The 24,457-nt window shown below is 71.9% G+C and carries 24 protein-coding genes and 1 pseudogene; 10 read left to right on the forward strand and 15 right to left on the reverse strand.

Going from position 1 to position 24,457, the window contains the following annotated elements:
- The first annotated feature begins 29 nt into the window (after window positions 1-29).
- A complete protein-coding gene (locus DFJ66_RS21230; protein WP_121223415.1) occupies window positions 30-668 on the forward strand; it encodes an HAD family hydrolase in 639 nt (212 codons plus the stop codon).
- Here the strand turns inward: DFJ66_RS21230 and DFJ66_RS21235 are convergent.
- Entirely contained in the window at window positions 634-825 is a 192-nt protein-coding gene (locus DFJ66_RS21235) for a hypothetical protein (protein ID WP_121223416.1), read from the reverse strand. The genes DFJ66_RS21230 and DFJ66_RS21235 overlap by 35 nt on opposite strands.
- Window positions 826-949: 124 nt before the next feature.
- Here DFJ66_RS21235 and DFJ66_RS21240 point away from each other — a divergent pair, with 124 nt between their 5' ends.
- Window positions 950-1,336: a cold-shock protein gene (locus DFJ66_RS21240; RefSeq protein ID WP_121231525.1), complete on the forward strand. Its 387-nt coding sequence runs from the start codon at window positions 950-952 to the stop codon at window positions 1,334-1,336.
- Between the two features lie 61 nt (window positions 1,337-1,397).
- Here the strand turns inward: DFJ66_RS21240 and DFJ66_RS45475 are convergent.
- The 4 genes and pseudogenes from DFJ66_RS45475 to DFJ66_RS21265 all read right to left on the reverse strand — a co-directional run bounded on the left by DFJ66_RS45475 (window position 1,398) and on the right by DFJ66_RS21265 (window position 4,547).
- Window positions 1,398-2,293 (reverse strand): annotated as a pseudogene (locus DFJ66_RS45475) (molybdenum cofactor biosynthesis protein MoaE).
- Window positions 2,290-2,763, reverse strand: a complete 474-nt coding sequence (gene moaC / locus DFJ66_RS21255) for a cyclic pyranopterin monophosphate synthase MoaC (protein ID WP_121223419.1) — start codon at window positions 2,761-2,763, stop codon at window positions 2,290-2,292. Before moaC ends, DFJ66_RS45475 begins: the two are co-directional and overlap by 4 nt.
- Window positions 2,764-2,773: 10 nt before the next feature.
- Window positions 2,774-4,162 carry an NAD-dependent malic enzyme gene (locus tag DFJ66_RS21260; protein ID WP_121223420.1) on the reverse strand — a complete coding sequence of 463 codons (1,389 nt, stop codon included), beginning with the start codon at window positions 4,160-4,162 and terminating at the stop codon, window positions 2,774-2,776.
- Between the two features lie 199 nt (window positions 4,163-4,361).
- Window positions 4,362-4,547: a hypothetical protein gene (locus DFJ66_RS21265; RefSeq protein WP_121223421.1), complete on the reverse strand. Its 186-nt coding sequence runs from the start codon at window positions 4,545-4,547 to the stop codon at window positions 4,362-4,364.
- Between the two features lie 85 nt (window positions 4,548-4,632).
- On the opposite strand from DFJ66_RS21265, the gene DFJ66_RS21270 reads away from it, so the two are divergent.
- The 3 genes from DFJ66_RS21270 to DFJ66_RS45080 all read left to right on the forward strand — a co-directional run bounded on the left by DFJ66_RS21270 (window position 4,633) and on the right by DFJ66_RS45080 (window position 7,698).
- Complete coding sequence (locus tag DFJ66_RS21270) at window positions 4,633-6,876, forward strand: helicase-associated domain-containing protein (protein WP_121223422.1); 2,244 nt, start codon at window positions 4,633-4,635, stop codon at window positions 6,874-6,876.
- Between the two features lie 283 nt (window positions 6,877-7,159).
- Complete coding sequence (locus DFJ66_RS21275) at window positions 7,160-7,462, forward strand: hypothetical protein (protein WP_121223423.1); 303 nt, start codon at window positions 7,160-7,162, stop codon at window positions 7,460-7,462.
- A 107-nt stretch (window positions 7,463-7,569) separates the two neighbouring features.
- The gene (locus tag DFJ66_RS45080) at window positions 7,570-7,698 is read left to right on the forward strand and encodes a hypothetical protein (protein ID WP_281276629.1); all 129 of its coding nucleotides are present in this window, start codon (window positions 7,570-7,572) and stop codon (window positions 7,696-7,698) included.
- Between the two features lie 57 nt (window positions 7,699-7,755).
- Here DFJ66_RS45080 and DFJ66_RS21285 read toward each other — a convergent pair whose 3' ends face one another.
- The 4 genes from DFJ66_RS21285 to DFJ66_RS21300 are packed head-to-tail and all read right to left on the reverse strand — an operon-like array spanning window position 7,756 to window position 12,822.
- Window positions 7,756-8,361: a GTP-binding protein gene (locus tag DFJ66_RS21285; RefSeq protein WP_033432210.1), complete on the reverse strand. Its 606-nt coding sequence runs from the start codon at window positions 8,359-8,361 to the stop codon at window positions 7,756-7,758.
- Complete coding sequence (locus DFJ66_RS21290; protein WP_121223424.1) at window positions 8,342-9,091, reverse strand: DUF742 domain-containing protein; 750 nt, start codon at window positions 9,089-9,091, stop codon at window positions 8,342-8,344. Before DFJ66_RS21290 ends, DFJ66_RS21285 begins: the two co-directional genes overlap by 20 nt.
- Before the next feature lie 30 nt (window positions 9,092-9,121).
- Window positions 9,122-9,541, reverse strand: coding sequence for a roadblock/LC7 domain-containing protein (locus DFJ66_RS21295; protein ID WP_121223425.1), 420 nt, complete (start codon window positions 9,539-9,541; stop codon window positions 9,122-9,124).
- Entirely contained in the window at window positions 9,538-12,822 is a 3,285-nt protein-coding gene (locus tag DFJ66_RS21300) for a nitrate- and nitrite sensing domain-containing protein (protein WP_246029845.1), read from the reverse strand. The genes DFJ66_RS21295 and DFJ66_RS21300 overlap by 4 nt, the downstream gene beginning before the upstream one ends.
- A 555-nt stretch (window positions 12,823-13,377) precedes the next feature.
- Here DFJ66_RS21300 and DFJ66_RS21305 point away from each other — a divergent pair.
- Window positions 13,378-14,244 (forward strand): ABC transporter substrate-binding protein, encoded by an 867-nt coding sequence (locus DFJ66_RS21305; protein ID WP_246029846.1) that lies wholly within the window; start codon window positions 13,378-13,380, stop codon window positions 14,242-14,244.
- A gap of 90 nt (window positions 14,245-14,334) precedes the next feature.
- On the opposite strand, the gene DFJ66_RS43575 is transcribed toward DFJ66_RS21305, so the two are convergent.
- From DFJ66_RS43575 to DFJ66_RS21325, 4 genes are all read right to left on the reverse strand, one after another.
- Window positions 14,335-15,267 carry an LppU/SCO3897 family protein gene (locus tag DFJ66_RS43575; protein ID WP_211351260.1) on the reverse strand — a complete coding sequence of 311 codons (933 nt, stop codon included), beginning with the start codon at window positions 15,265-15,267 and terminating at the stop codon, window positions 14,335-14,337.
- A 123-nt stretch (window positions 15,268-15,390) separates the two neighbouring features.
- Window positions 15,391-15,861 carry an LppU/SCO3897 family protein gene (locus DFJ66_RS21315; protein ID WP_121223428.1) on the reverse strand — a complete coding sequence of 157 codons (471 nt, stop codon included), beginning with the start codon at window positions 15,859-15,861 and terminating at the stop codon, window positions 15,391-15,393.
- Window positions 15,862-15,942: 81 nt separating this feature from the next.
- The gene (locus tag DFJ66_RS42200; protein WP_147459325.1) at window positions 15,943-16,404 is read right to left on the reverse strand and encodes an LppU/SCO3897 family protein; all 462 of its coding nucleotides are present in this window, start codon (window positions 16,402-16,404) and stop codon (window positions 15,943-15,945) included.
- A 593-nt stretch (window positions 16,405-16,997) separates the two neighbouring features.
- The gene (locus tag DFJ66_RS21325) at window positions 16,998-17,645 is read right to left on the reverse strand and encodes an LppU/SCO3897 family protein (RefSeq protein WP_121223430.1); all 648 of its coding nucleotides are present in this window, start codon (window positions 17,643-17,645) and stop codon (window positions 16,998-17,000) included.
- Between the two features lie 211 nt (window positions 17,646-17,856).
- Here DFJ66_RS21325 and DFJ66_RS21330 point away from each other — a divergent pair, with 211 nt between their 5' ends.
- From DFJ66_RS21330 to DFJ66_RS21340, 3 genes are all read left to right on the forward strand, one after another.
- Window positions 17,857-19,518: a DNA repair helicase XPB gene (locus tag DFJ66_RS21330; protein WP_121223431.1), complete on the forward strand. Its 1,662-nt coding sequence runs from the start codon at window positions 17,857-17,859 to the stop codon at window positions 19,516-19,518.
- Between the two features lie 546 nt (window positions 19,519-20,064).
- The gene (locus tag DFJ66_RS42880; RefSeq protein WP_170199570.1) at window positions 20,065-20,730 is read left to right on the forward strand and encodes a hypothetical protein; all 666 of its coding nucleotides are present in this window, start codon (window positions 20,065-20,067) and stop codon (window positions 20,728-20,730) included.
- 93 nt (window positions 20,731-20,823) lie between these two features.
- Complete coding sequence (locus DFJ66_RS21340; protein ID WP_121223433.1) at window positions 20,824-21,762, forward strand: o-succinylbenzoate synthase; 939 nt, start codon at window positions 20,824-20,826, stop codon at window positions 21,760-21,762.
- Here the strand turns inward: DFJ66_RS21340 and DFJ66_RS21345 are convergent.
- Window positions 21,759-22,436: a type 1 glutamine amidotransferase domain-containing protein gene (locus tag DFJ66_RS21345; RefSeq protein ID WP_121231527.1), complete on the reverse strand. Its 678-nt coding sequence runs from the start codon at window positions 22,434-22,436 to the stop codon at window positions 21,759-21,761. The genes DFJ66_RS21340 and DFJ66_RS21345 overlap by 4 nt on opposite strands.
- Before the next feature lie 51 nt (window positions 22,437-22,487).
- Between DFJ66_RS21345 and DFJ66_RS21350 the strand changes: the two genes are divergently transcribed.
- Window positions 22,488-23,375 (forward strand): LysR family transcriptional regulator, encoded by an 888-nt coding sequence (locus DFJ66_RS21350; RefSeq protein ID WP_121223434.1) that lies wholly within the window; start codon window positions 22,488-22,490, stop codon window positions 23,373-23,375.
- Here the strand turns inward: DFJ66_RS21350 and DFJ66_RS21355 are convergent, their stop codons facing one another.
- Window positions 23,376-24,434 carry a CapA family protein gene (locus DFJ66_RS21355; RefSeq protein WP_246029847.1) on the reverse strand — a complete coding sequence of 353 codons (1,059 nt, stop codon included), beginning with the start codon at window positions 24,432-24,434 and terminating at the stop codon, window positions 23,376-23,378. It abuts the gene before it with no gap.
- Window positions 24,435-24,457 lie beyond the last annotated feature (23 nt).

The raw sequence follows: 24,457 nt of genomic DNA on the forward strand, positions 1-24,457 counted from the left end.
CCTTTTGTAAAGACCGTAGAGTTTTCCTCGTGGCGTTGACTGTGGGATTCGACCTCGACATGACGCTGATCGACCCACGTCCCGGCATGGCGGCGGTCATGAACGCGGTCGGCGCCGAGTCCGGGCACGCGTTGGACGGCGAGCACTTCGCCGCCCACCTCGGCCCGCCGCTGGACATGATCTACCGCGACTTCGGCGTGCCCGAGGAGGAGATCCCCGGCCTGGTCGCCCGCTTCCGCGCGCTCTACCCGGAGATCGTCATCCCCGCCACGGTCGCCCTCCCCGGCGCCGCGCAAGCGCTTGCCACCGTCAAGGAGCTGGGTGGCACGACGGTCGTCGTGACCGGCAAGTACCGGGCCAACGCCGCGCTGCACCTGGCCGCCCTGGGCTGGGAGGTGGACCACCTGTTCGGCGAGCTGTGGTCGACCGGCAAGGCCGAGGCGCTCAAGCAGCACGGCGCGGCGGTCTACGTGGGCGACCACGTCGGCGACATCCGGGGCGCGAAAGCCGCGGGCGCGACGGCGGTGGGCGTGGTCAGCGGGCCGTGCTCCCGGCGGGAGCTGGAGGACGAGGGCGCGGACGTCGTGCTCGGGTCGTTGACGGAGTTCCCCGCCTGGCTGCGGGACAACGCCGTCAGCCTCGGGAGCGCGAGCCCCGCACCGCGCTGAACACGCCCAGCGCGAGACCGGCGGGCGCGAGCAGCCAGCCCGCCGCGAACACCCAGGCGGGCAGGCCCGGTTCGCCCGCGACGAACATCGCGACGATCGCCGCGACACCCAGCGCGAACAGCGCCACCGCCACCGGCATCAGCTTCGAAGTCGTCATGCGGTGAGCCTAGTCGCGCTTTCGGAGGTGCCCCGGTGGCGGTGTTCTCGATAGTCTGGTGGGACGCGCCTCGGGACGCCCGGGGCGCGTTCGTCGTGTGGTTGATCGAGGATTGGTGAGCGCGGTGCCGACCGGCAAGGTCAAGTGGTACGACTCGGAGAAGGGCTTCGGCTTCGTCACCCAAGACGGGGGCGAGGACGTGTACGTGCGGAAGTCCGCGCTGCCCCCGGGCGTCGAGGGCCTCAAGGCCGGACAGCGCATCGAGTTCGGCATGGCCGAGGGCCGCCGTGGCCCCCAGGCCCTGTCGGTGCGCCTGATCGACCCGACGCCCTCGGTGGCCGAGGCCCGGCGCCGGCCGGCCGAGGAGCTGCACGGCCTGATCGAGGACATGATCAAGCTGCTGGAGCTGAAGGTGCAGCCCGAGCTGCGGCGGGGGCGCTACCCCGACCGCAAGAACACCAAGCTGATCGCCGACGTGGTCCGCGCGGTGGCTCGGGAGCTCGACCCGTAAACACGCCCTGAATGCGCGAAAGGGGCGTTGTGCACGGGCACAACGCCCCTTTTCGTGCTGCTCAGGGGCAGTTGACCCACTCGTCGGTGCCGTCGGCGAAGACCTGGCGCTTCCACACCGGCAGCCGCCGCTTCACCTCGTCGACCAGCTCGGAGCACACCGCGAACGCCTCGCCCCGGTGCTCCGCGGACACCGCGCACGCCAGCGCCACGTCCCCGATCCGCAGCTCGCCCACCCGGTGCGACACGGCCACCGCGCGCACGCCGGTGAACTTCGCCACCACGTCGGCGACGACCTCGGCGACCACGTCCCCGGCGGTCGGGTGCCCCACGTACTCCAGCTCGCGCACGGTCCGCCCGTGGTCGTGGTCGCGGACCACGCCGGAGAACGTCACCACCGCGCCCGCGCCCGCGTTCTCCACCAGCTTCGCGTGCTCCTCCACCGACAGCGGCTGGTCGCTGACGGTCGCCCGCAGCACCTCGGTCATGCGTGGTCACCTCCGGCCACCTGGTCCACCGCGTGCTCCAGCAGCGTGCCGAGCACGTCCAACCCGTCGCGCACCCCGCCGGTCGAGCCCGGCAGGTTCACCACGAACGTCCGCCCGGCCACGCCCGCGACCCCGCGCGACAGCACGGCGGTGGGCACGCGGGGCCAGCCTGACATGCGGATGGCGTCCGCCACACCGGGCACCTCGAAGTCCAGCACGGACCGGGTGGCCTCGGGCGTCCGGTCCGTGGGGCTGATGCCGGTGCCGCCGGTCGTCACGACCACCGCGACGCCCTCCGCGACGGCCGCGCGCAGGGCGTCGGCCACCGGGTCGCCATCGGGCACGACCGTGGCGTCCGGCGTGTCGAACCCGCGCTCGCGCAGCCACGCCACGATGATCGGGCCGCCCCGGTCCTCGTAGACGCCCTGAGAAGCGCGGTTGGACGCCGTGATCACCCGAGCGGTCTTCACGGGCGCTCCCACAGGCCGGTCTTGCCGCCTTCCTTGCGCTCCACCCGCACCCCGTCCAGCGTCGCCGCCGGGTCCACCGACTTGACCATGTCGTGCAGCGTGAGCCCGGCGACGGAGACCGCCGTCAGGGCCTCCATCTCCACGCCGGTCCGGTCGGTGGTCCGCACGGTCGCCCGGATGTGCACGGCCGCGTCACCCAGCTCGAGGTCCACGGACACCTTGGACAGCGCGATCGGGTGGCACAGCGGCACCAGCTCCCACGTGCGCTTGGCCGCCATGATGCCCGCGATCCGCGCCGTGGCCAGCGCGTCGCCCTTGGGCAGGGCGTCACCGCCCAGCAGCGCCACCACCTCGTCGGTCGTGCGCAGGACGCCGGACGCGACGGCGGTGCGGGTGGACGGCTCCTTGCCGGAGACGTCCACCATGTGCGCGGCGCCGCTGGAGTCGAGGTGGGTGAACTGCTTGCTCATACGGCCGATGCTAAGCCTGCTCGACCGCCGCCTTCCGGACGGCTTCGGCGACGGCGGGTGCCACGGAGGTGTCGAACACGCTGGGCACGATGAAGGACGCGTTGAGCTTCTCCCCGTCCACCACGTCCGCGATGGCGTTCGCGGCGGCCAGCAGCATCGCGTCGGTGATGGTGCGGGCGTGCGCGTCCAGCAGGCCCCGGAAGACGCCCGGGAACGCCAGCACGTTGTTGATCTGGTTGGGGAAGTCGCTGCGGCCGGTGGCCACGACGGCGGCGTGCTTCTGCGCCTCCATCGGGTCGATCTCCGGGTCCGGGTTGGCCAGCGCGAACACGATCGCGTCGGAGTTCATGGTCGCGACCTGGTCGGCCCCGAACAGGTTCGGCGCGGACACGCCGATGAACACGTCCGCGCCCACCAGCGCGTCGTGCAGGCGGCCGGACACGTTGTCCTTGTTAGTGACCGCGGCGATGGACTTCAGGTTGTCGTCCAGGCCCGGCCGGTCGCGGTGCACGATGCCGTCCACGTCGACCGCCACCACGTCCCCGGGACCCTGCTTGAGCAGCAACCGGATGATCGCGGACCCGGCCGCGCCGACCCCGCAGACCACGACCTTGCAGTCGGCGAGCTTCTTGCCGACAACCCGCAGCGCGTTGCGGAGGGCGCCGACGACAACGATGGCAGTGCCGTGCTGGTCGTCGTGGAAGACCGGGATGTCCAGCTTCTCCCGCAGCCGGGCCTCGATCTCGAAGCAGCGCGGGGCGGCGATGTCCTCGAGGTTGATGCCGCCGTAGACGGGGGCGATCAGCTCGACCGCGCGGATGATCTCTTCGGTGTCCTGGGTGTCCAGGCACACCGGCCACGCGTCCACGCCGGCGAACTTCTTGAACAGGGCCGCCTTGCCCTCCATCACCGGCAGCGCGGCGGCGGGGCCGAGGTTGCCCAGGCCGAGCACGGCGGACCCGTCGGTGACGACGGCGACCGTGTTGCGCTTGATCGTGAGGCGGCGGGCGTCGTCGGGGTTCTCGGCGATCGCCTGGCAGACCCGGGCCACGCCGGGTGTGTAAGCGCGGGAGAGGTCGTCGCGGTTGCGCAGCGGGACCTTGGAGGAGATCTCGATCTTGCCGCCGAGGTGCACCAGGAAGGTGCGGTCGGACACCTTCCGCACCACGATCCCCGGCAGGAGCTCGAGGGTGTCGGTGATGTCCTTGGCGTGGTTGGCCGACAGCGCGTTGCAGGTGAGGTCGATGATCACGCGGTCGGTGTGCGACTCGACGACGTCGAACGCGGTGATGACGCCACCGGCCCGCCCGACAGCCGAGGTGAGGTCCCCCGCCGCGCTCGCCGACGGCGGCGCCTCCAGACGGACGGTGATCGAGTAACCAGGGCCGGGGACCGGCATCGAACCTCCCATGACGGGCACTGCAGTACTGCACTGCTCAGCGGAGGTTCCAGCGTAGTCCGACCGGATTAACGGAACTCTTGCGACTCGATCGGCCCGGCCCAGGAGATTCCGCGCGCGAAAAACGCCGCGCGGGCGCGCTGGGAGCCGTCGGTAGGCGGCTCGTCGCGTGCGTGCGCGGCGTTTCGAGCGGGTGTCCTCAGCGGTTGATCTCGGTCACCGGGTGGTGGTAGCCCAGGTCCTCGACCGGCAGCGGGAAGGTGACCTTGCCGAACGGGGACAGGGCGCCCTGGACGTCGCTGGCCAGCTCGCTCACCGCGTACTTGCCGTCCGCGGGCGGCTCCGGCCAGTTCGGGTCGATGCGCTCGGGGCGGGCCTTGGCCACGGTTCCTCCTCCGGGGGTGCTTCAGGTCGTGGACAAGTGTGCCTCACCGCTCCCGGGGCGCGCGCGGCCCTATACCGTGGTGGGGATGTCCGGCACCACTCTCGCCGACTGGCTGCGCGCGCAGGACGACTCCGCGCTCGTGGCGCTGTTGCGCGCCCGGCCCGACCTGGCCACACCGCCGCCGGCCGACCTCACCGTGCTGGCCACCCGGATCGGGTCCCGGGCGTCGGTCTCGCGGGCCTGCGAGGACCTGGACACGTTGGCGTTGAGCGTCCTGGAAGCGCTGTTGGTGCTGGATGCGGACGTGCGGCCGGTCGCCCTGGAGGAGTTGGACCGGCTGTTCGACGTGGACGTCCGGCCGACCGTGCGGCTGTTGCGGGACCGGGCGCTGGTGTGGGGGGACGACTCCGGGTTGTCCACGCCGCCGGCCACTCGCGACGCCGTGAACCCGTTCCCGTGTGGGCTGGGTCGGTCCGTGCCCTCGCTGGCCGACGCCGACCTGGGGGCGTTGGGCGAGGACGAGCGGCGGGTCCTGGCGGCCTTGGCGGCCGGCCCGCCGGTGGGGCAGACCAAGGACGCCGCGCACGTCGTCTCGTTGGCCAACGCCACGACGCCGATCCAGAAACTGCTGGCCAGGGGCCTGCTCGTGCGGCGGGACGCGTTGACCGTCGAGTTGCCGCGTGAGATCGGTCTCAAGATGCGCGGCGAGCGGCCGTTGGGTGAGATCAAGGCCACCGAGCCGCCGTTGACCACGGTCCAGCGCGAGCCGTCGACGGTGGACAACACGGGTGGCGGCGAGGCGTTGGAGCTGTGCCGGCACGTGGAGGGATTGCTGACGCTGTGGTCCGACGAGCCGCCGGCCGTGCTGCGGTCCGGCGGGGTCGGGGTGCGCGAGCTGCGGCGGGTCGCCAAGGAGCTCGACGTGGACGAGCGGCGGGCCGCGCTGCTGGTCGAACTGGTCGTCAACGCGGGGCTGGTGGCCGACAGCGAGGGCGGCGAGCCCGAGTGGGTGCCGACCACGCAGGCCGACTCGTGGCTGACCGCCGCCCCGGAGCACCGGTGGGCGGCGGTGGCGCAGGCGTGGCTGGACCTGCCCCGGCTGCCGGGGTTGATCGGGCAGCGGGACGACCGGGACCGGCTGCTCAACCCGCTGGCACCCGAGTTGAACCGGCCCGGTGCGCCCCGCGACCGCCGGCGCGTGCTGGACGCCCTCGCCGCGCTGCCGCCGGGGACGGCCGTGTCGGACGTGACCGAGCTGGCCGCCGTGCTGGCGTGGCGAGCGCCGCGGCGAGGTGGTCGGCTGCGGGACGAGCTGGTGCGGTGGACGGTGGACGAGGGCACGTCGGTGGGCGTGCTGGCGCTGGGCGCGCTGACCGCGCAGGGCCGGACGCTGCTGTCCGAGGGCGCCGGGCCAGCGGCGAAGAGGCTGGGTGACGCGCTGCCCGCGCCGGTGGACCACGTCCTGGTGCAGGCGGACCTGACGGTCGTCGCGCCGGGACGCCTGGAGCCGGAGCTGGCGGAGGAGATCGCGCTGGTCGCGGACGTCGAGTCGGCCGGTGGCGCGACCGTGTACCGGGTGCACGAGGGGTCGGTGCGGCGGGCGTTCGACGCCGGGCGCACGGCGGCCGAGCTGCACGAGCTGTTCCGGGCCAAGTCCAAGACGCCGGTGCCGCAGTCGCTGACCTACCTGATCGACGACACCGCCCGCAAGCACGGACGGCTGCGTGGTGGGGCGGCCGGGTCGTTCCTGCGCTGCGACGACCCCGTCCTGGTGGCCGAGGTCGTGGCGCACCCGGCGGCGGAGCGCTTGGAGCTGCGCCGCATCGCGCCGACCGTGCTGGTCAGCCCCTACCCGCTGGCCGAGGTCGTGGATGGCCTGCGGGCCGCCGGGTTCGCGCCCGCCGCCGAGGGACCGGACGGGCGGGTGCTGGACCTGCGTGCGGCGGGTCGGCGCATCCCGGGCAAGGGCAGGCGGCGGGTCGTCGTGCCGTCGCTGCCGTCGGACGAGCAGTTGGGCGAGCTGGTGCGGCTGGTGCGCGCGGGCGACCGGGCGGCGGCCACCACGGGCGGGGCGCGGGTCGCGGTGCCCGGTCACCTCGGCGCCGGTCCGTCGGCGACCCTGGACCTGCTGCAGCGGGCCGCGCGCGAGGGCCGCGGTGTGCTCGTGGACTTCGTGGACAGCCACGGGACGGCGGCCCGGCGGGTGATCAAGCCGCAGGTCGTCGGCGGCGGGGTGCTCGAGGGCGTGGACGTCAGCTACGGCGAGGTCCGCCGGTTCCCGTTGCACCGCATCACGTCGGCCGCACTGGTCGAAGACGACACTGAGTGATCCCCGTTCGGGGCGTTTGAACACCCCACGGGGTCCCCGCCCTCGTTCTAACTTCTGGAGTGCGGCAAGCACGTCCGACACAGGGCCGCACCAGGGGCGGGCGTCACCCCGCTCGCCGGTCCCGCCCGGGCGGCCTCCCACGACGAGACCGTCCCGGAGCGGGCCCCCGTCAACCCTGCGTGATGCCCGTACGGGTAGTCACGACCACCCGCCAGTGCCGCCGCGGTGACCTAGCGTCGAGGTGGATTTCCTTTGTGCGCGAACCAACTCGGGAGGAGTGCGCATGTCCATCATCCGCAGGGTCCTGCTGGCGGCGGCAACGGCGGCGGGCGCGTTGGCCCTGTCCGCGGCCACGGCCACGGCGTCCCCCGCCATGCCCGACCGTCACGGCGGCGACGACGAAGCCTGCAACAACGTGATCGTCAGCAGCATCGTCTTCGGTGGCGCCGACAACGAGTGCTACAACGAGGAGAACAACTACTACTACGACGACGATGACGACGACTGGTGGGACGGCCACTGGTGGGACGACGATGACTGGGACGACCACCACCACGACTGGTGGGACGGCGACTGGGACGACTGACCCAGCCCGGCCTCGCTGTTGACGCAGGCACGGTGAAGGGCGGTCTCCGACACCGGGGACCGCCCTTCAGCCGGTTCCGACAGGACCCCGAACGGGAGGACACGCCGATGGCCCGGTCCTGGAAGGACGTCAAGGCCGCCAAGGGCCGCCGTGATCAGGCTGCCGGGCGTGACATGGAACGGGCGCGAGAAGAGGCCCGGACGCGCACCGAAGCCCTCATCGCGGGCTCCGCTTGACCCGGACAGCGCGAAGGGCGGCCTCGGTCGAGACCGCCCCACGCCACCAAGCCGGGATCAGCCCGCGCGCACCGACATCCACTGGCGCATCGCGTGCTCCACCAGCGTGATCAACGTCTGCTTGGTCGACTGCCGGTTCCGCGCGTCGCACGTCACGATCGGCACCGACTGGTCGATCGTGAGCGCCTCACGCACGTCCTCGATCCGGTGGTGCAGCAAACCGTCGAAGCAGTTCACCCCCACCACGTACGGCAACTGCCGGTCGTCGAAGAAGTCGATCGACGCGAACGCGTCCGCCAACCGCCGCGTGTCCACCAGCACGATCGCACCGATCGCACCCCGCACCAAGTCGTCCCACATGAACCAGAACCGGTGCTGACCCGGCGTACCGAACAGGTACAGGATCAAGTCCTGGTCCAACGACACCCGACCGAAGTCCATCGCCACCGTGGTCGTGACCTTGTTCGGCGTCGCCGACAGGTCGTCCACACCCGCGCTGGCCTCGGTCATCACCGCTTCGGTGGTCAGCGGAACGATCTCCGACACGGAACCGACGAACGTCGTCTTGCCCACACCGAAACCACCGGCGACCACGATCTTCGCGGAAGTCGTCGGCTTGCGAGCGCCTTCGGCCGCGTTGGGGCTAGAGCCTGCGAAGCCCACTGAGCACCCTCTCAAGGAATTCAATGGACGGCCGGTCCCCCACGACCAAGCCACCCTGGTGAATCAAAACCAAACCCATGCTCGCCATGTCACCGATCAACACCCGCACGACGCCCAGCGGGAGCCGCAGGTGCGCCGCGACCTCCGCCACCGAGCGCGTGTCGGTGCACAGACCGCAGATGGACCGGTGTTCCGGCAGCACCGCCGCGTCCCGCTCCATGCCCCGCTCGCTGGTGGACACCAGCGCCTCGATGGCCAGGTCGTAGTCCGGCCGCGTGCGACCGCCGGTCCGGGTGTACGGGCGGACCAGCGAGCCGGACTCGGCCGCGGGGTCCTCCTCGTGTCGCACGACCGGCTGCGGCCCGGTCGCGTAGGGCAGTTGTTCCGGCACGCTGTCGGGCAGGCCGTGGGCACCGAACAGATCGGCTCCCGGACCTCCGAACAGGCCGCTGCCGTACCCGTCGATGTCGAACCGGTTGGGGACGTCGTCGTAGTCGTACGACGAGTCGTCAACCTCACGCTGAGACATATCGCCTAGCCCCTGCCCTGTGCCTTCTCCCCGTGGTGGCTCGGCCGGCCGACCGGCCCACGGGTTGGATGCGTGCTCGGCTTCCTCGTCCTCTGCGGGGTCGGCATCCGGCTCAGCGAATTGGAAGCCACCGACCGCCCACTCCTGGTAGTTGAAGTTCCTACCGAAGCGGCGTCCGCCGGCGCCAGATCGTTCAGCCATTTACCGCTCACCCCCACGATCTCATGAGGACTACCGCCGAACCACGCCCTGGAGCTGCGCGCGCAGCTCCGGGGTCAGCTGCTGGCCGACGCGCTCGACCAGGAGGGTCATCTCGTAGGCCACGAGACCGATGTCACAGTTCGGGGCCGCGAGGACGGCGAGGCACGAACCGTCGCTGATGGACATCAGGAACAGGTACCCCCGCTCCATCTCGACCACGGTCTGGTTGACCGAACCCGCCTCGAAGCACCGCGCCGCGCCGGCCGTGAGGCTGACCAGTCCGGACGCGACGGCGGAGAGCTGTTCGGCGCGGTCCCGGGGGAGTCCCTGGGAGCCGGCGAGCAGCAGCCCGTCCGCCGACACGACCACGGAATGTGCCACACCGGGAACCCGGCGCACGAAGTCGGTGATAAGCCAACCAAAGCTGCCTGGCTGAGCTGCGGTCGTCACTCCTGCTCCTCGTCTTGCCGGCTCGACATGTCACCAGCGTAAGCGTCGATCAACGCGTGTCGCCCTCGACGGACGCCCTGCTGAAGACTCGACATGCGTCCGCGGATCGCGTCAGCGCTCCGCGGGGGCAGCGGGGGCCGCTGCTGCGGTTGCCGTTCCGCGGACGGGGTGGTCCGCGGCGCGGCGCTTCCCGGCACAAGCTGAGCCTTGGGCACCCGCTTGGGCAACCCTGCCTGTGTCGTGGTCTCGGGGGTCTTGCTGAGCAGGGCCTGTGCTGCCTGCCAGCCTTCGTCGGCGGGCGACTGCCACACCGCTTCGGCCGACTCGGCCGCGGCGGGTTCGGGCTCGACGACCGGCTCGGGCTCGGTCACGCGGGGCACCTCCGCGGCGCGCTTGGGCAGGTGGTCGGCCGAGCCGGGCTGCCGCTTGGGCAGTCCACCCTCGGTGAACGGCCGGCCCTGGTCGACCTCGCGCGGCGCGACCGGCGGGTGCACCGGGCCGCCTTCCGTGGTCGGCGCGACCGGGGGCACGGGCTGGGGCTTGCGCGTCGGCAGCGACGACGGCTGCGGAGCCTCCACGGCGGGCTCCGGCGCCGGCGGCACGTCCTGCGCGGTCGCCGCGTTGGTCTCGCTGCCCACGGCCTGGAACCACTGCGAGAGGACCGCCTCGTAGATCGGCAGCCGCTCGGTCGGCGCGTCCAGGTCGTCCCGGCTGGGTGCCGGGGCTGCCTGCTGCGCGGGCTCCGGGGTGTGCGGGGCCGCGCCGTTGCGCCGGGCGGGCTCCACCTGGGGCGGTTCGGGGTGGTCGGCGAAGGCGTCCACCAGCGGTTCGCCCGCGAGCCGGCTGCCGATGGCCGGGGCGAACTGGGTCGTCTCGAACCCGTGCTGGTCGGCGTCCTCGTCCTCGTGGCGGTCGGCGTAGGCGGTGAACAGCGTGGGCTCGCCGAAGGAGCCGGACGGCTCGTTGTCGACGTCGCGCGCGGTGTGGTCGTCGGCCACCGGCAGCCACGGCTGGGAGATCTCGCCGGAGGTCTCCGCGGGCGCCTCGCCGAAGGTCGGCGGGGCCGCCGCGTCGGGTTCGGCGTCGCTGTGCACGAAGCTGACCGGGAAGGCCGGCTCGTCCTCGACGCGCGGCGTGGACGCGGTGAACGCGCCCGCGATGCCGCTGTTGCGCTCCGCCGGGTTCGAGTAGCCGCCGCCGAGGGAACCACCCAGCGGCTCGCCGAAGCCGCCGCTCAGGGGCTCGCCGAACGCGGACACCTGGGGTTCGCCGAACGCCGACACGGTCGGAGCCGCCGCGGCGGCACCCGGCGAGGAGACCAGCGTGTCGGGGACGACGACGAGCGCGGTGGTGCCGCCCTCGATGTCCTCGTTGGCGCGCAGCCGGACCTTGATGTCGTGCCGCTTGGCCAGCCGCGCGACCACGTACAGGCCCATGCGGCGGGACACGGCGACGTCGACCTCGGGCGGGTCGGCCAGGCGCTCGTTGGCGTCGGAGATCTCCTGCTCGGCCATGCCGACGCCGCGGTCCTGGATCTCGATGGCCAGCTCGCCCTTGCGGGTGCGGGCCGTGCGCACGGTCACCTTGGTCACCGGGTCGGAGAACGCGGTCGCGTTGTCCAGCAGTTCGGCGATCAGGTGCACGAGGTCGTTGACCGCGCGGCCCTGGACGGTGAGCTCCGGGGTCTGGCCGACCTGCACGCGGGCGTACTGCTCGACCTCGGACACCGCGGCGCCCAGGACCTCGGCGGCCGGGACCGGGCGGGTCAGGCGGCGGGAGAGGTCGGTGCCGGAGAGGACCAGCAGGTTCTCCGAGTTGCGGCGCATGCGGGTCGCGAGGTGGTCCAGCTCGAACAGCGAGGCCAGCTGGTCCGGGTCCTGCTCGTCCTGCTCCAGCCGGTCGATCAGGTTCAGCTGGCGCTCGACCAGGGCCTGCGAGCGGCGGGACAGGTTGACGAACATCGCGTTGACGTTGTCGCGCAGCAGCGCCTGCTCGGCGGCCAGCCGGACCGCTTCGCCGTGCACCGCGTCGAACGCCCGCGCCACCTGCCCGACCTCTTCGCGGGTGGTGATCGGCACCGGCGCGATGGCCGTCTTGGCCGCTTCCTGCGGGTTCGGGTCCTTGAGGATGTGCGAGACCGCGTCCGGCAGGCCGTGGTCGGCGACCTCGAGGGCGGTGCGGCGCAGGGTGCGCAGCGGGTTGAGGATCGAGCGGGCCACGAACAGGGCCATCACGATCGCCAGCAGCAGCGCGCCCAGGACGATGATCGAGTCGTAGAGCGCCGCGGTGCGGGCCTCGCCGGTCAGCTCGTCGGTGCGGTTCTGCAGCTGCTCCAGCAGCAGGTTCTCGACGTCCCGGGTGAGGTTCACGGTCAGCGTGGACGCGATGTCCCACTTCTCCGGGCGCAGCGACGACAGGCCCTTGCCGGCGGCGGCCAGGTTCAGGGCCGACTCCTGCATGTCGTTCGCGGTGTCGACGATCAGACCGGTGACGGTGTCGTCGTAGATCTTGGCCTGCTCGGGCGTCGCGGACTTGCGGAAGTCGTTGCGGGCCGCGTCGAGCTCGGCGTTCGCGGCGAGCAGCGCGCGTTCCTGGCCGGGGCCGAAGGCGCCCCGCTGGAACACGTCGAGCATGATGCCGCGCTTGCGGGACTCCTGCTCCTTGACGCGGGCGATCGCGTTGGTGGCCAGGTGCAGTCGCACCAGCTCGGGGTTGTTGATGCCGGCGATGGCCTGTTCGCCGAGGTCCAGGAGGCTTTCCACGGACTCCGAGTAGGTGCGCAGCACGGCGTCGGACGGGTAGGCGGTGTCCCGGACGGCGTTGCGCAGGCTGTTGAGCCGGGTCAGCTGCTCGGAGGCGCGGCGGAACCGGGCGACGACGTCGTCGTCGAGGTCGCCGCTCAGCTCGGTGATCTTGGTCTTGAGCGCGTCGGACGTGTCGTTCACCCGGCGCAGCTGCCGGTCGAGCACGACGCGGTCGAGCTGCTTGCCCGAGGCCACGTGGCTCGCGCTCAGGTCGCGTTCGCGCTGGAGCTGCTGGACCAGGTCGGCGACCGCGGACTCCAGCTGGATCTGGTTGGCGAGCCGGTTGAACTCGGTCGCGTCCCCCAGGTCGGACTGCACGCGCAGACCGCCCAGCGCGAGCGCCGCGACGGTCGGGATGAGCAGCACGGCGGCCAGCTTGGTGGGCAGCTTCCAGTTGCGCAGCCGCCAGCCCGCCGCGGTGGCGGCGTTCTTCTTCCGCACGTCGGTGCTCGGCCCAGCGCCCGTTGACTCGGTCACAGTTCCATCACGCAACGCAGCCAGTCCGTCACCCGTTCCGGGGCTATCGGAGCGTGGGGGCATCCCCGCGCCAGCCTGGCTGGGACCTCTCTCTCGTCGGGCCACCCTGGGCTTCCTCTTCCGGCAGCAGTGTTCCCCGGCCTCTCCCCCGGACCGAAGCATGGACACGAAAAGTGGGCCGAATTGCAGCACAGAGGTGGTAGCGCCGGCTAGGCCACCCCACCCCGGCGGGGGCACGACGGCCCGCTTGGACCTTGTGCCACCCGGCCGGTGAGCGTAGTGCGCCACCCCTGCCCCGGGGAAGACTCCGGAAGCACTCACCGTATCTGCCGGGACTGTCGTTTCACACCTCCGGGTGGTTACCATCCCCCGCATCGGCGTTTCTGGCCGAGAATTCTGTTGATCATTAGGACCGGCTCAAGAGGTCGTGCGGCGAGAGGTGCCATGCCAACCCCAGCGCGTGTTCTCCGGCGTGCGGCAGCGTTGTTCGCGTGTGCCGCGACCCTGACGGCCTGTGGGCTGCTCCCCGGGACAGCCAGCAACGACACACCCGAAGTGGAACGCAACACACTCCGCATCGGTGTGATGCCCGTGGTCGACGTGGCCCCGCTGAAGCTCGCCACCAACGAGAAGCTGTTCGAGAAGGCCGGCCTGTCGGTCCAGCTCGTGACGCTGAGCAGCGAGGAAGAGGGCATCAAGCAGCTCGACACCACGCTGGACATCACGTGGGCCAGCCACGTGAACCTGTTCCGCACGGTCGCCGAGGGCACCCAGCTGCAGCTGCAGGGTGAGGCCTACCAGGCGGGCGTCAACACGATGGCGCTGGTCACGACCGACGCCAAGTACGACAGCCCGGCCGCCTTCGAGGCCCCGCGCATCGCCGTGAACAGCGACAAGGACATCGGCGCGCTGACCACCAAGGCCGTGCTGGACACCGCCGGCGTCGAGAAGCAGCGGATCAACCTGCGGGTCATGCCGTTCGACCAGATGGTCAACGCGCTGCGCGCGGGCCAGGTCGACGCCGCGTGGATGACCGAGCCGTTCATCACCAAGGCGCAGAAGGACGTCGGCGCGCGGATCGTGACCGACACCGCGGTCGGCCCGACCAAGGACTTCCCCATGTCCGGGTACGCGTCGAGCAAGAAGTTCGCCGACGCCAACCCCAAGACGCTGGCCCTGTTCCGGCAGGTCCTGCGGGAGGCGCAGCAGCTCGCGTCGAACAACAAGCTGGGCGTGCAGGACGCGCTGACCGGCTACGTCGACGTCGACCAGCAGACCGCCGCCCTGGTGTCGGTCGGCACGTTCCCGCTGTCGCTCAACCCGATCCGGCTCCAGCGGGTGGCCGACATGATGGACACCGAGGACGTCCTCCCGGGCCGCCTCGACGTCCAGGGATTGTTGCCACCGGGAACCACGAACTAGCTTTGCGTTCGCTCTGAGCGACCGCTTGGTCGCGCGCTGTGGCTGATTTCGAAGGGGCCTTCCGCGGTTGATCGTGGAAGGCCCCTTCGCCTATTTCGTCTCGCTCATGCAGATCGTCGTCGCGGGCTGTGAGTAGACGTACACCGTGTCCCCGCTCTCACACTGGTTCTCGTCCGCGGTGTTCGCGACCTTGGTCACCTTGTGCGTGGCCGAAGAACCACAGGTCACCTTGGTGGTTTTGGCCGCGACAATCGTTCCTTCCTGCTTGAAGCAGTCCCCCGACTTCGCGTTGAGCACCAGGCACAGCTTGAAGCCGTCACTGCGCCGGCCGCCGCTGTCGCGGTACTCCGCGTAGTCGCCGGTCGGGCACGCCTTGGTGCTGCTGTCGAGGTTGACGGCGACCTTGAACGCGGCCTCCGGCGACGAGCAGTCGATCTTGTCGACGTCGGCCTTGGAGACCGAGACGGAGTTGACCTTGATGCAGTCGCCCGCGTCGGCGCTGCCCGGACTGTCCTTGCTCGCGATCAGGCCGGCGACCACGACACCGACGATGCCCAGGGCGACCAGCGCGATCAGGATCTTGGCGCCCTTGGAGGTCTTCTGCTCCGGCGGCGCGGGGAACTCCGACTGGCCGGGCGGGAAGCCCGGCGGTGGCGGCGGGTAGCCGCCGGACTGGGCGGGGAAGGCGCCGGAGCCGGGTTGGCCCTGGTTCGGCTGGTACGGGGGCGGGTACGCGCCCGGCTGGCCCTGGAACGGCGGCGGTTGACTGCCCGGCTGCGGCTGGTAGGGCGGCGGGTACCCCGGTTGGCCCGGCTGGGCGGGGAAGCCCTGCGGCTGGGACGGCGGGTAGCCGGGCGGGTTCCCACCGGCCGGGTAGCCACCGGGCGGGTTCGCGCCGGGCGGGTAGCCGCCGGGCGGGTTCGCGCCGGGCGGGTTCCCACTCGCCGGGTAGCCACCGGGCGGATAACCGCCGGGCTGGTTCCCCGGTGGCGGGCCGTAGGGCGGGTTCGGGGGCGTGGTCACGCAGGTTCCTCTCGACGCTCGGGCGAGCCGGAACGTACCGCCGCCGCCCGGCCCGGCGCAGCGGATTCCCCGCATCCCGGGCGCGGACGTGCGGCGCGGCACACCCCCGCCGAGGAGCCCGCGTCAGCCGCCGTTCTTGGCCAGGCAGAACGTGACCGACGGCTCCGGGTAGGCCACCGCCCGGTCCGGCTCGCACGTCGCCGGCGTGCCGTGCGCGACCTTCACGACCCGGACCGACTGGGCGGTCGTGCAGTCGACCTTGCGCAGACCCGCCTGCTTGTCCCGGCCGTAGCAGTTGCCCTCGACGAAGTTGGGGATCAGGCACAGCGTGTGCGACGACGTGTACTTGGTGTAGGGCGCACCGCCCTGCGGGCACTCCGCGTCGGCGTCGACCACCTTGGCGACCTTGACGTTGGCCTGGTCGTCGGCGCAGCTGGTGGTGCGGTACTGGGGCGCCTCCGGGCGACCCTCGATGTGCGCGCACTCACCCGGCTGCGGGCCCGGCCCGCGGTCCTCACCGGCCATCATCATCAGCGAGTAGTAGCCGACCGCGACGACGGCGACCGCGACGACGACCCATCCGATCTTCCGCATGGTCTACGACATCGGCACGGCCGCCCGCCGGGTTGACCGGGTTCACCACAAAGAGGTCACGCGGGCCGCTCACAGCCCCGGCTAGAGCTCCGCGGGCGCGAGGCAGTAGGTGATCTTGGGCTCCGGGTAGGACATGCCCGCGCTGTCGGGGCACTGGGACAGGTCCACGGAGTCCTTGATGACCTTGGTGACCTTGATGGTCTCCGGGCCGGTGCAGTCGGTCTTGACGAACCCGGTGCCCTCGTCGGGCTTGTAGCAGGACCCCTCGGACATGTTGGGCAGCAGGCACAGCTTGTAGCCGTCGCCCGCACTGGCCGCCGGGGACACCTCGGTGTACAGGCCGTCCTCGGGGCAGGCCTCGTCGGACTTGTCGAGGACCTTGCCGACCTTGAAGGACGCGGCGTCCTCGTCGCAGCCGAGGGTCTTGACGTCGGCGCGGTTGTTCTCGTCCTGGCGGCCGATGCTGACGCAGTCGCCCGCGTCCGCGGCGGCCCGCTCGCGGAGCACGAAGTACCCGGCGGTGACGACAGCGAGTGCGGCCACGACGGCAAGCACGCTGATCAGCAGCTTCCGCTTCCCACCACCGTCCGCCGGGACGGGGGCGGACGCGGCGTCCTCGTCGTCGGGCGTGACCAGGTAGCGGGACTGGGTGCCGGCTTCGTCGGCGCCCGGCTCGGACTCACCGGCAGCCTGAGCCGAAGCGTTCGCATCCGGAACGATCGTTTCGGATCCGTTCGTTTCGGATCCATTCGTTTCCCGTCCGTTCGTTTCCGGAACGTTCGTTTCCCGTGCGTTCGTTTCCGAAACGTTCGTTTCCGGGGTGACGGCGTCGGTCGTCGTGTCCGGCTTGGTCTCGCCGCCGTGCTCGGGCCGGCTCGGCTCGTCGCTCATGGTCATCCTCGCTGGACGGGTGCGCGTGACGCCCCAGAAGGTAGCGGCACGCACCCCCGCCCCCGCGATCAGGCGTTCCCGAGACCGTGGTCAGGCGCTCCCGAGACCGCGATCAGGCGTTCCCGAGACCACGGTCAGCGTTCCCGAGACCGCGGTCAGGCGCGGCCGACACCCGACACACCACCGCCCGGCGGCCGTTCCCCCTGCGGGGCAGTCGGCGGCCGGGCGGTGGGTCGGTCGGGTGATCAGGCGTTCTCGGTGGGGGCGAAGCAGAGGGTCAGCTTCGGCTCCGGGTAGGTCAGCGGCGCGCCGTCGGTGCAGGCGGCCTCGTCCTCGGTCCCCTCGACCTTCTTGACCAGCTTGTACGCGCCCGACGACGAGCAGTCCACCTTCGGGTAACCCATGGCGTTGCCGTCGAGCTGGTAGCAGTTGCCCTCGGCCATGATCGGGACCAGGCACAGCTTCGAGTCCGGGCCGCGACGCCTGGTCTCGGTGTACTGGTCGTAGTTGTCGCTACCGCACGACTCGCCCGGGCCGCCCAGCACCTTGCCCACGGTGTAGTTCGCCTCGGCAGCGCCGCACGCGACCGTCTTGTAGTCGGGCTTGGACTGGGTGCCGGTCACGCTCGCGCAGTCGCCGGCCTTGGTCTGGGCGGCGTCGCTGGTGAAGTAGTTGAAGCCGTAGATGACCAGGGCCGCGACCACGAGGCCCGCGATCGAGGTCAGGATGCGCACCACGACGCTCGGCTTCTTCTTCTGCGCCGGGACCGGCGGCGGCAGCGGCGGCCCCGGCGGCATGCCACCCTGCGGCATGGGTGCGCCCTGCGGCGGGAACGGCGGCTGCTGCGGAGGCGGCGGGTAGTTCGGGTTGGGCGCGGGCGCGTCCGTGCTCATGATGACCTTCGTTCACATCGGGGATCCCCGGGATTCCATGCGTCGGGGCATGGCGGGAAGGTCTGGGACGTTATCGACTACCCCATCCGGGTGGCGGCGGCTTTATCAAACCGAGTCCGTGCGCGGACGGTGACGATCCAGGTCGCGGAATGCGATCGACTTGCACCCGGTTGGAACACTGGAGGTACGCCAACGACAGGAGTGCGTTCTCGTGACCGACGGCCCTTTGATCGTCCAGTCGGACAAGACCCTGCTGCTGGAGGTCGACCACCCGCTGTCGGACGACGCGCGCACCGCCATCGCGCCGTTCGCCGAGCTGGAGCGCGCCCCCGAGCACGTCCACACCTACCGCGTCACCCCGCTGGCGCTGTGGAACGCGCGCGCCGCCGGGCACGACGCCGAGCAGGTGGTGGACGCGCTGGTCCGGTTCTCCCGCTACCCGGTGCCGCAGCCGCTGCTGGTCGACGTGGTCGACACGATGGGCCGCTTCGGCCGGCTCCAGCTGACCAACCACCCGGCCCACGGCCTGGTCCTGAGCTCGCTGGACCGCGCGGTGCTGGAGGAGGTGCTCCGGCACAAGAAGGTCAAGCCGATGCTCGGCGAGCGCATCGACGCCGACACGGTGATCGTCCACCCCAGCGAACGCGGGCGGCTCAAGCAGCTGCTGCTCAAGATCGGCTGGCCCGCCGAGGACCTGGCCGGGTACGTCGACGGCGAGGCGCACCCCATCGACCTGGTCGAGGACGGCTGGCAGCTGCGCGACTACCAGCGGCTGGCGGCGCAGGCGTTCTGGGCGGGCGGCTCGGGCGTGGTCGTGCTGCCGTGCGGCGCGGGCAAGACGTTGGTCGGCGCGGCGGCGATGGCCGAGGCGCGGGCGACGACGCTGATCCTGGTCACCAACACCGTGGCCGGTCGGCAGTGGAAGCGCGAGCTGGTGGCCCGCACGTCGCTGACCGAGGACGAGATCGGCGAGTACTCCGGCGAGCGCAAGGAGATCCGGCCGGTCACCATCGCGACCTACCAGGTGATCACGCGCAAGTCGAAGGGCGAGTACAAGCACCTGGAGCTGTTCGACTCGCGCGACTGGGGCCTGATCGTCTACGACGAGGTCCACCTGCTGCCCGCGCCGGTCTTCCGGATGACCGCGGACCTCCAGTCCCGCCGCCGCCTCGGCCTGACCGCGACCCTGGTCCGCGAGGACGGCCAGGAGGGCGACGTGTTCTCCCTCATCGGCCCGAAGCGCTACGACGTGCCGTGGCGCGACATCGAGGCCCAGGGCTGGATCGCCCCCGCCGACTGCACCGAGGTCCGCGTGACCCTGACCGACAACGAACGCCTCGAATACGCCACCGCCGAAGCCGAGGAGCGCTACAAGCTCTGCTCGACGGCCCGCACCAAGCTCCCGGTCGTCCGAGCGATCCTGGACCGGCACGCCGGCGAGCCCACCCTGGTGATCGGCGCGTACCTGGACCAGCTGGAGACGCTCGGCCAGGAGCTGGACGCGCCGGTGATCCAGGGTTCGACGAAGAACAAGGAGCGCGAGGCCCTGTTCGACGCGTTCCGGCGGGGCGAGCTGCGGACGCTGGTGGTGTCGAAGGTGGCGAACTTCTCCATCGACCTGCCGGAGGCGTCGGTGGCGGTGCAGGTGTCCGGGACGTTCGGGTCCAGGCAGGAGGAGGCGCAGCGGCTGGGGAGGTTGCTGCGGCCCAAGGGGGACGGGCGTCAGGCGCACTTCTACTCGGTGGTGTCGCGGGACACTTTGGACACCGATTACGCGGCACACCGGCAGCGGTTCTTGGCTGAGCAGGGGTATGCGTACAAGATCGTCGACGCGGACGACCTGCTGGGACCGAAGCTCCCCGAGATCGGCTGACCCGGCGGGACGGCCGGGGCGGAGCGGGACAGGACGGGACGGGCTTCGCTTCGGCGACCAAGGTCGGGCGCGGTCGGGCGGGCGCGGTCGGGCGGGCGCGGTCGGGCGCGGGCGGGCTTGGCGGCGGCGCTTGGTTTGGTTTGGCTTGGTGGCGGCGCTCGGTCGGGCGGCTTGGCCAGGAGTACCCGATCGAGTGACATGCAGGATCTGAAACCGGATGGCCGGTCGCGCGTCCCGTGTATGGAGAGGTCGCGGGGACGGCGGGGTGTGAACCGGGCCGGCGGGGCGAGCGGGCTGGGCTGGGTGGGGCAGCCCGGGGTGGCCTGGGGTGGCCTGGGGTGGCGATAGGTTGGCTGCTGCGCGGTTCGTGGGGTGCGCGGGTGGCTGGGTGGTGGGCCTGGGATGGCGGTCGTGGTTCGGGTTCGGCCCTTGCCTCGGTGGTGGGTGTGGCGGCCTGGGGTGGAGTCCGCCGGGGTTGTCGCTGGAGTGGCTCGGCGGGCTCGGGGGCGTCGGGGGCGATTACTCGCCGCGGTCGTGGTGCCGTTGGTGGCCGCGGTGGCGGTGGTGGTGCCGGGCCTCGGGTGGTGGGGTGTTGTCGCGGGGGTGGCGCTGGTCGGGGTGGGGTTTGTGGTGCCTGCCCGGGTGGCCGAGTGGGACGTGGTGGTGGCGGCGTCGGGGCGGGATGTCGTGCACTGCGAGCAGTTCGTCGATCCCGAGCAGCGGCGGCGGGCGCGGCGGTGGTGTGAGCACTTCCTGGCGGTGAGCGAGGCGGTGTCGGCGCGGGAGCCAGCCGGGGCGGCGGGCCAGTCTGCCGGGGCGGCGCGGGAGCCGGGCGAGGCGGCGCGGGAGCCAGGCGGGGCGGCGCGGGAGCCGAACGGGGCGGCGCGGGAGCCGGGTGGGCCGGGTGGGGCGGCGCGGGTGGGTGCGGTGGAAGTGTTGTTGTGGCGGGCCTTGGTTGCGTTGCGGGAGAGCCTTGGTGTCCGGGAAGCCCTTGCGCGGGTCGAGAACCGGGCTGGGTTGGCGGCCGAGATCGCCGAGTCGACGCGGGCGCTGGCGGACCTGGATCGGCGGCTGGACGAGTTCGCCGACGCACTGCGCATCGCCCACGAGGAACGGGACGACCCGGTGTCGGCGGAGCGTGCGGTGCGGAGGCTGGCCGCGCTCGACCCGATCCGAACGGACTGGCCGGTCCACCCGAGCCAGGCGGTCTAGGACACCCGAGTCTGGCGGTCTAGGGCACCCGAGCCAGGCGGTCTAGGAAGAGCCAGGCAGTTCCGGGAGTCTGAGGCGAACTAGGCTGCCCCGGTGTTCGTCTACGCGATCCCCCTGCGCAACCGGTTCCGCGGCATCACCGTGCGGGAAGGGGTGCTCTTCGAAGGGACGCGTGGCTGGGGCGAGTTCTGCGCCTTCCTCGACTACGACGACGCCGAAGCCGTCCCCTGGTGGGAGACCGCCGTCGAAGCCGCCGAACGCGGGTGGCCCGAACCGGTGCGCGACACCATCCCGGTCAACTGCACGGTTCCGGTGGTGTCGCCGGAGCGTGCGCACGCCATCGTCGCCACCTCCGGGTGCACGACGGCCAAGGTGAAGGTCGCCGACCCCGGGACGCTGCTGTCCGACGACCTCGACCGCGTCGAGGCGGTCCGGGACGCGTTGGGGCCCGACGGCGCGGTTCGGGTGGACGCCAACGCCGCATGGGACGTGGACACCGCCGTCCAAGCCATCCGCGCGCTGGACAAGGCCGCGCAAGGACTGGAGTACGTCGAGCAACCGTGCCCGTCGCTGGACGACCTCGCGGCCGTGCGGCGGCGGGTGGACGTCCGGATCGCCGCCGACGAGTCGATCCGCCGCGCCGAGGACCCGTTGCGGGTCGCGGTCGCCGGCGCGGCGGACGTGGCGGTGATCAAGGTGGCCCCGCTCGGCGGGGTGCGGCGTGCGCTGGAGGTTGCCGAGGCGTGCGGGTTGCCGTGCGTGGTGTCGTCGGCGGTCGAGACGTCGGTGGGGATGGCCGCCGGGCTCGCGCTCGCGGGTGCGTTGCCGGAGCTGGACTTCGCCTGCGGCCTGGGCACGTTGCCGCTGCTGGACGGCGACGTGACGACCGCGTCCCTGGTGCCGGTGGACGGGGTGCTGCCGGTGCCGCGGACCGCGCCCGTGCCCGACCGGTTCGCCGAGTTCGCCGCCGACGAGGCCACCACGCGCAGGTGGCTGGACCGCGTCGCCCGGGTCCGCCGGAATCCCGGCTAGAGGACTTCGAGCATCTGCTTCGCCAGCGGCCCCGAGGACGACGGGTTCTGGCCGGTGTACAGGTTGCGGTCCACCACGACGTGCGGCTGGAACGGCGCGCCGGCCACGAAGTCGACGCCCAGCTCCACCAGGCGGTCCTGGAGCAGCCACTTCGCCTTGTCCGCCAGGCCCGCCAGCTTCTCCTCCTCGTTGGTGAACGCCGTCACCCGGTACCCCGCGAACGCGTCACCGGCGGCGAGCAGGGCGGCGGGCGCGTGGCACAGCACGGCCAGCGGCGTGCCGGCCCGCAGCGCGGTGGCCAGCAGGCGGCCGGAGTCGGGGTTGACCGCGAGGTCCTCCATCGGGCCGTGGCCGCCGGGGTAGAAGACGGCGTCGTAGTCGGCGAGGTCGACGTCCTCCAGCTTGAGCGGTTGCCGGAGCTCCTCCGCAGCTTCCAGTTCCGCCGCGAGGGCGTCGGCCTGCGCTTGGCCGCCGTTGGCGTCGGCGGACAGGCTGCCCCGGTCCACGGGCGGCACCACGCCGCCGGGGGTCGCGACGACGACGGTGTGGCCGGCGTCGGTGAACGACCGGCGGGGCGCGACGAACTCCTCGGCCCAGAAGCCGGTCGGGTGGGCGGTGCCGTCGGCGAGGGTCCAGTGGTCGGAGCCGGTCAGCACGAACAGGATCTTTGCCATGTCGTCGACGGTAGGCCGCACTGCCATCGGCTCACCAATAGGATCGTCATCATGTCCCATAAGCCTGCTGATGGGTTGGACCTGGCGCTACTGCGGACGTTCCTGGCCGTCCACCGGGCGGGGTCGTTCACGTCGGCGGCCCGCGTGCTCGGGCTGTCGCAGCCGACCGTGACCAGCCAGGTCCGACTGCTGGAGCAGCGCCTGCGGCGGCAGCTGTTCGAGCGGCTGCCGCGCGGGGTCCGGCCGACGTCGGTGGCCGACGAGCTGGCCGCCGAGGTGGCGCGGCCGTTGGACGAGCTGGCGGCGGTGCTGGACCGGGGTCAGCCGGCCGCGCCGCCGGAACCGGTGCACCTGGCCGGTCCGGCGGAGATCTTGTGCCTGCGGGTGCTGCCCGCGCTCGCGCCGCACGTGGCCGAGGGCCTGCGGCTGCGGATCACGACCGGGCTGACCGACGAGCTGCTGGAGGGCCTGCGGGCGGGCCGGTTCGACCTGGTGATCTCGACCCTGCGCCCCCGCGGGCGCACCCTGACCGCCGTCCCGCTGATGGACGAGGAGTTCGTGCTGGTGGCGGCCCCGAGGTGGGCGCACCTGACCCCGGACACCCTCCGCGAGGCGCCGCTGCTGACCTACGCCGAGGACCTGCCCATCGCCCGCCGGTACTGGCGGCACGTGTTCGGCGTCCGCCTGACCACGCAGGCGGCGGTGGTGATGCCCGACCTGCGGGGCGTGCTGTCGGCGGCGGTGGCCGGCGCGGGGATCACCGTCCTGCCCCGCTACCTGTGCGCGGACGAGCTGGCCTCCGGCGCCCTGGTGCCCCTGCTGGAGCCCGAGGACCCGCCGATCAACACCGCTTACCTCGCCCAACGCGCGGGCGCGACCCCGAACCGGCACGTGACCCTGGTCCGGGACGTGCTGCTGCGCGAGGGCCGGACCTGGTGATCACCGATGGGTGATGGTGCTGCCCATGCTCGAAACCACGCCCTCGGTGCGCTGCAAAGCCTCCACACGACGGGGAGTGCGTTCGACGCGCGTCAGGTCCACCACCCGGATCGGCGGCCCGAACTCGACCAACGTCGGCACGTACTCCGCCTGTTCCACCCGCCACCCGGAAGCGTCCTTCACGAACTTGAACCGGGTCACGATCCCCTCCTCCGTGATCCCGCGCGGCTCGGAGTGCCGGGCCACCTCGTTGCCCATGCCGTACACGACCCACTTGCCGCCGATCTGCTCGATCGGCTGCACCGCGTGCACGTGCGTCCCGATGATCAGGTCCACCGCCGGGTCGGCCAGGATCGCCGCCGCCATCTCCCTCTGCTCGGCGGTGGCTTCGTGCTGGTACTCCGCGCCCCAGTGGAGGCTGGCGACCACGACCTCCGCGCCGGCGGCCTTCGCGGCGCGAGCGGCGGCGAGGACGCCCTCCACCGAGAGCTGGTTCGCCGTCCACGGTTGCGGCAGCGGGATGCCGTTGAAGCCGTACGTGAACGAGATGTGCCCGACCTTCACCCCGCGTGCGTCCAGCAGCAGCGGGGTGGCCGACTCCTCGGGCGAGCGGAACGAGCCGGTGTGCGCCAGGCCGGCCGCGTCGAGCACGTCCAGGGTCGTCTTGATCGCTCCCGCGCCCCGGTCCAGCGTGTGGTTGGACGCGGTCGAGCAGGAGTCGTAGCCGATGGTCTTGAGGGCCTTCGCGACCTCGGGCGGCGCGCTGAACGCCGGGTAGCCGTAGGTCGGGGCGCCGGGCGCGGACAGCGGGGTCTCCAGGTGGCAGATCGACAGGTCCGCGTCGATCGCCTCGCGCAGCCCGGACAGCAGCGGCACGAAGTCGCGCGGTCCGTCGGCGTCGGCCTGCTCGGTCAGCGCCGGGTGGATGAGGATGTCGCCGCCCGCCGCCAGGGTGAACGACGGCAGGGGCGGGACCGACGAAGTCGTGGGCGCGGGCCGGGACGACGTGATGACCACCGGCGACCCGGTGCAGGCCGCGACGAGGCAGGCGACCGGCACGAGCCACGCCAGTCGCCTGCCCA

The organism is Saccharothrix variisporea (assembly GCF_003634995.1).
GTDB classification, from domain to species: Bacteria; Actinomycetota; Actinomycetes; order Mycobacteriales; family Pseudonocardiaceae; genus Actinosynnema; species Actinosynnema variisporeum.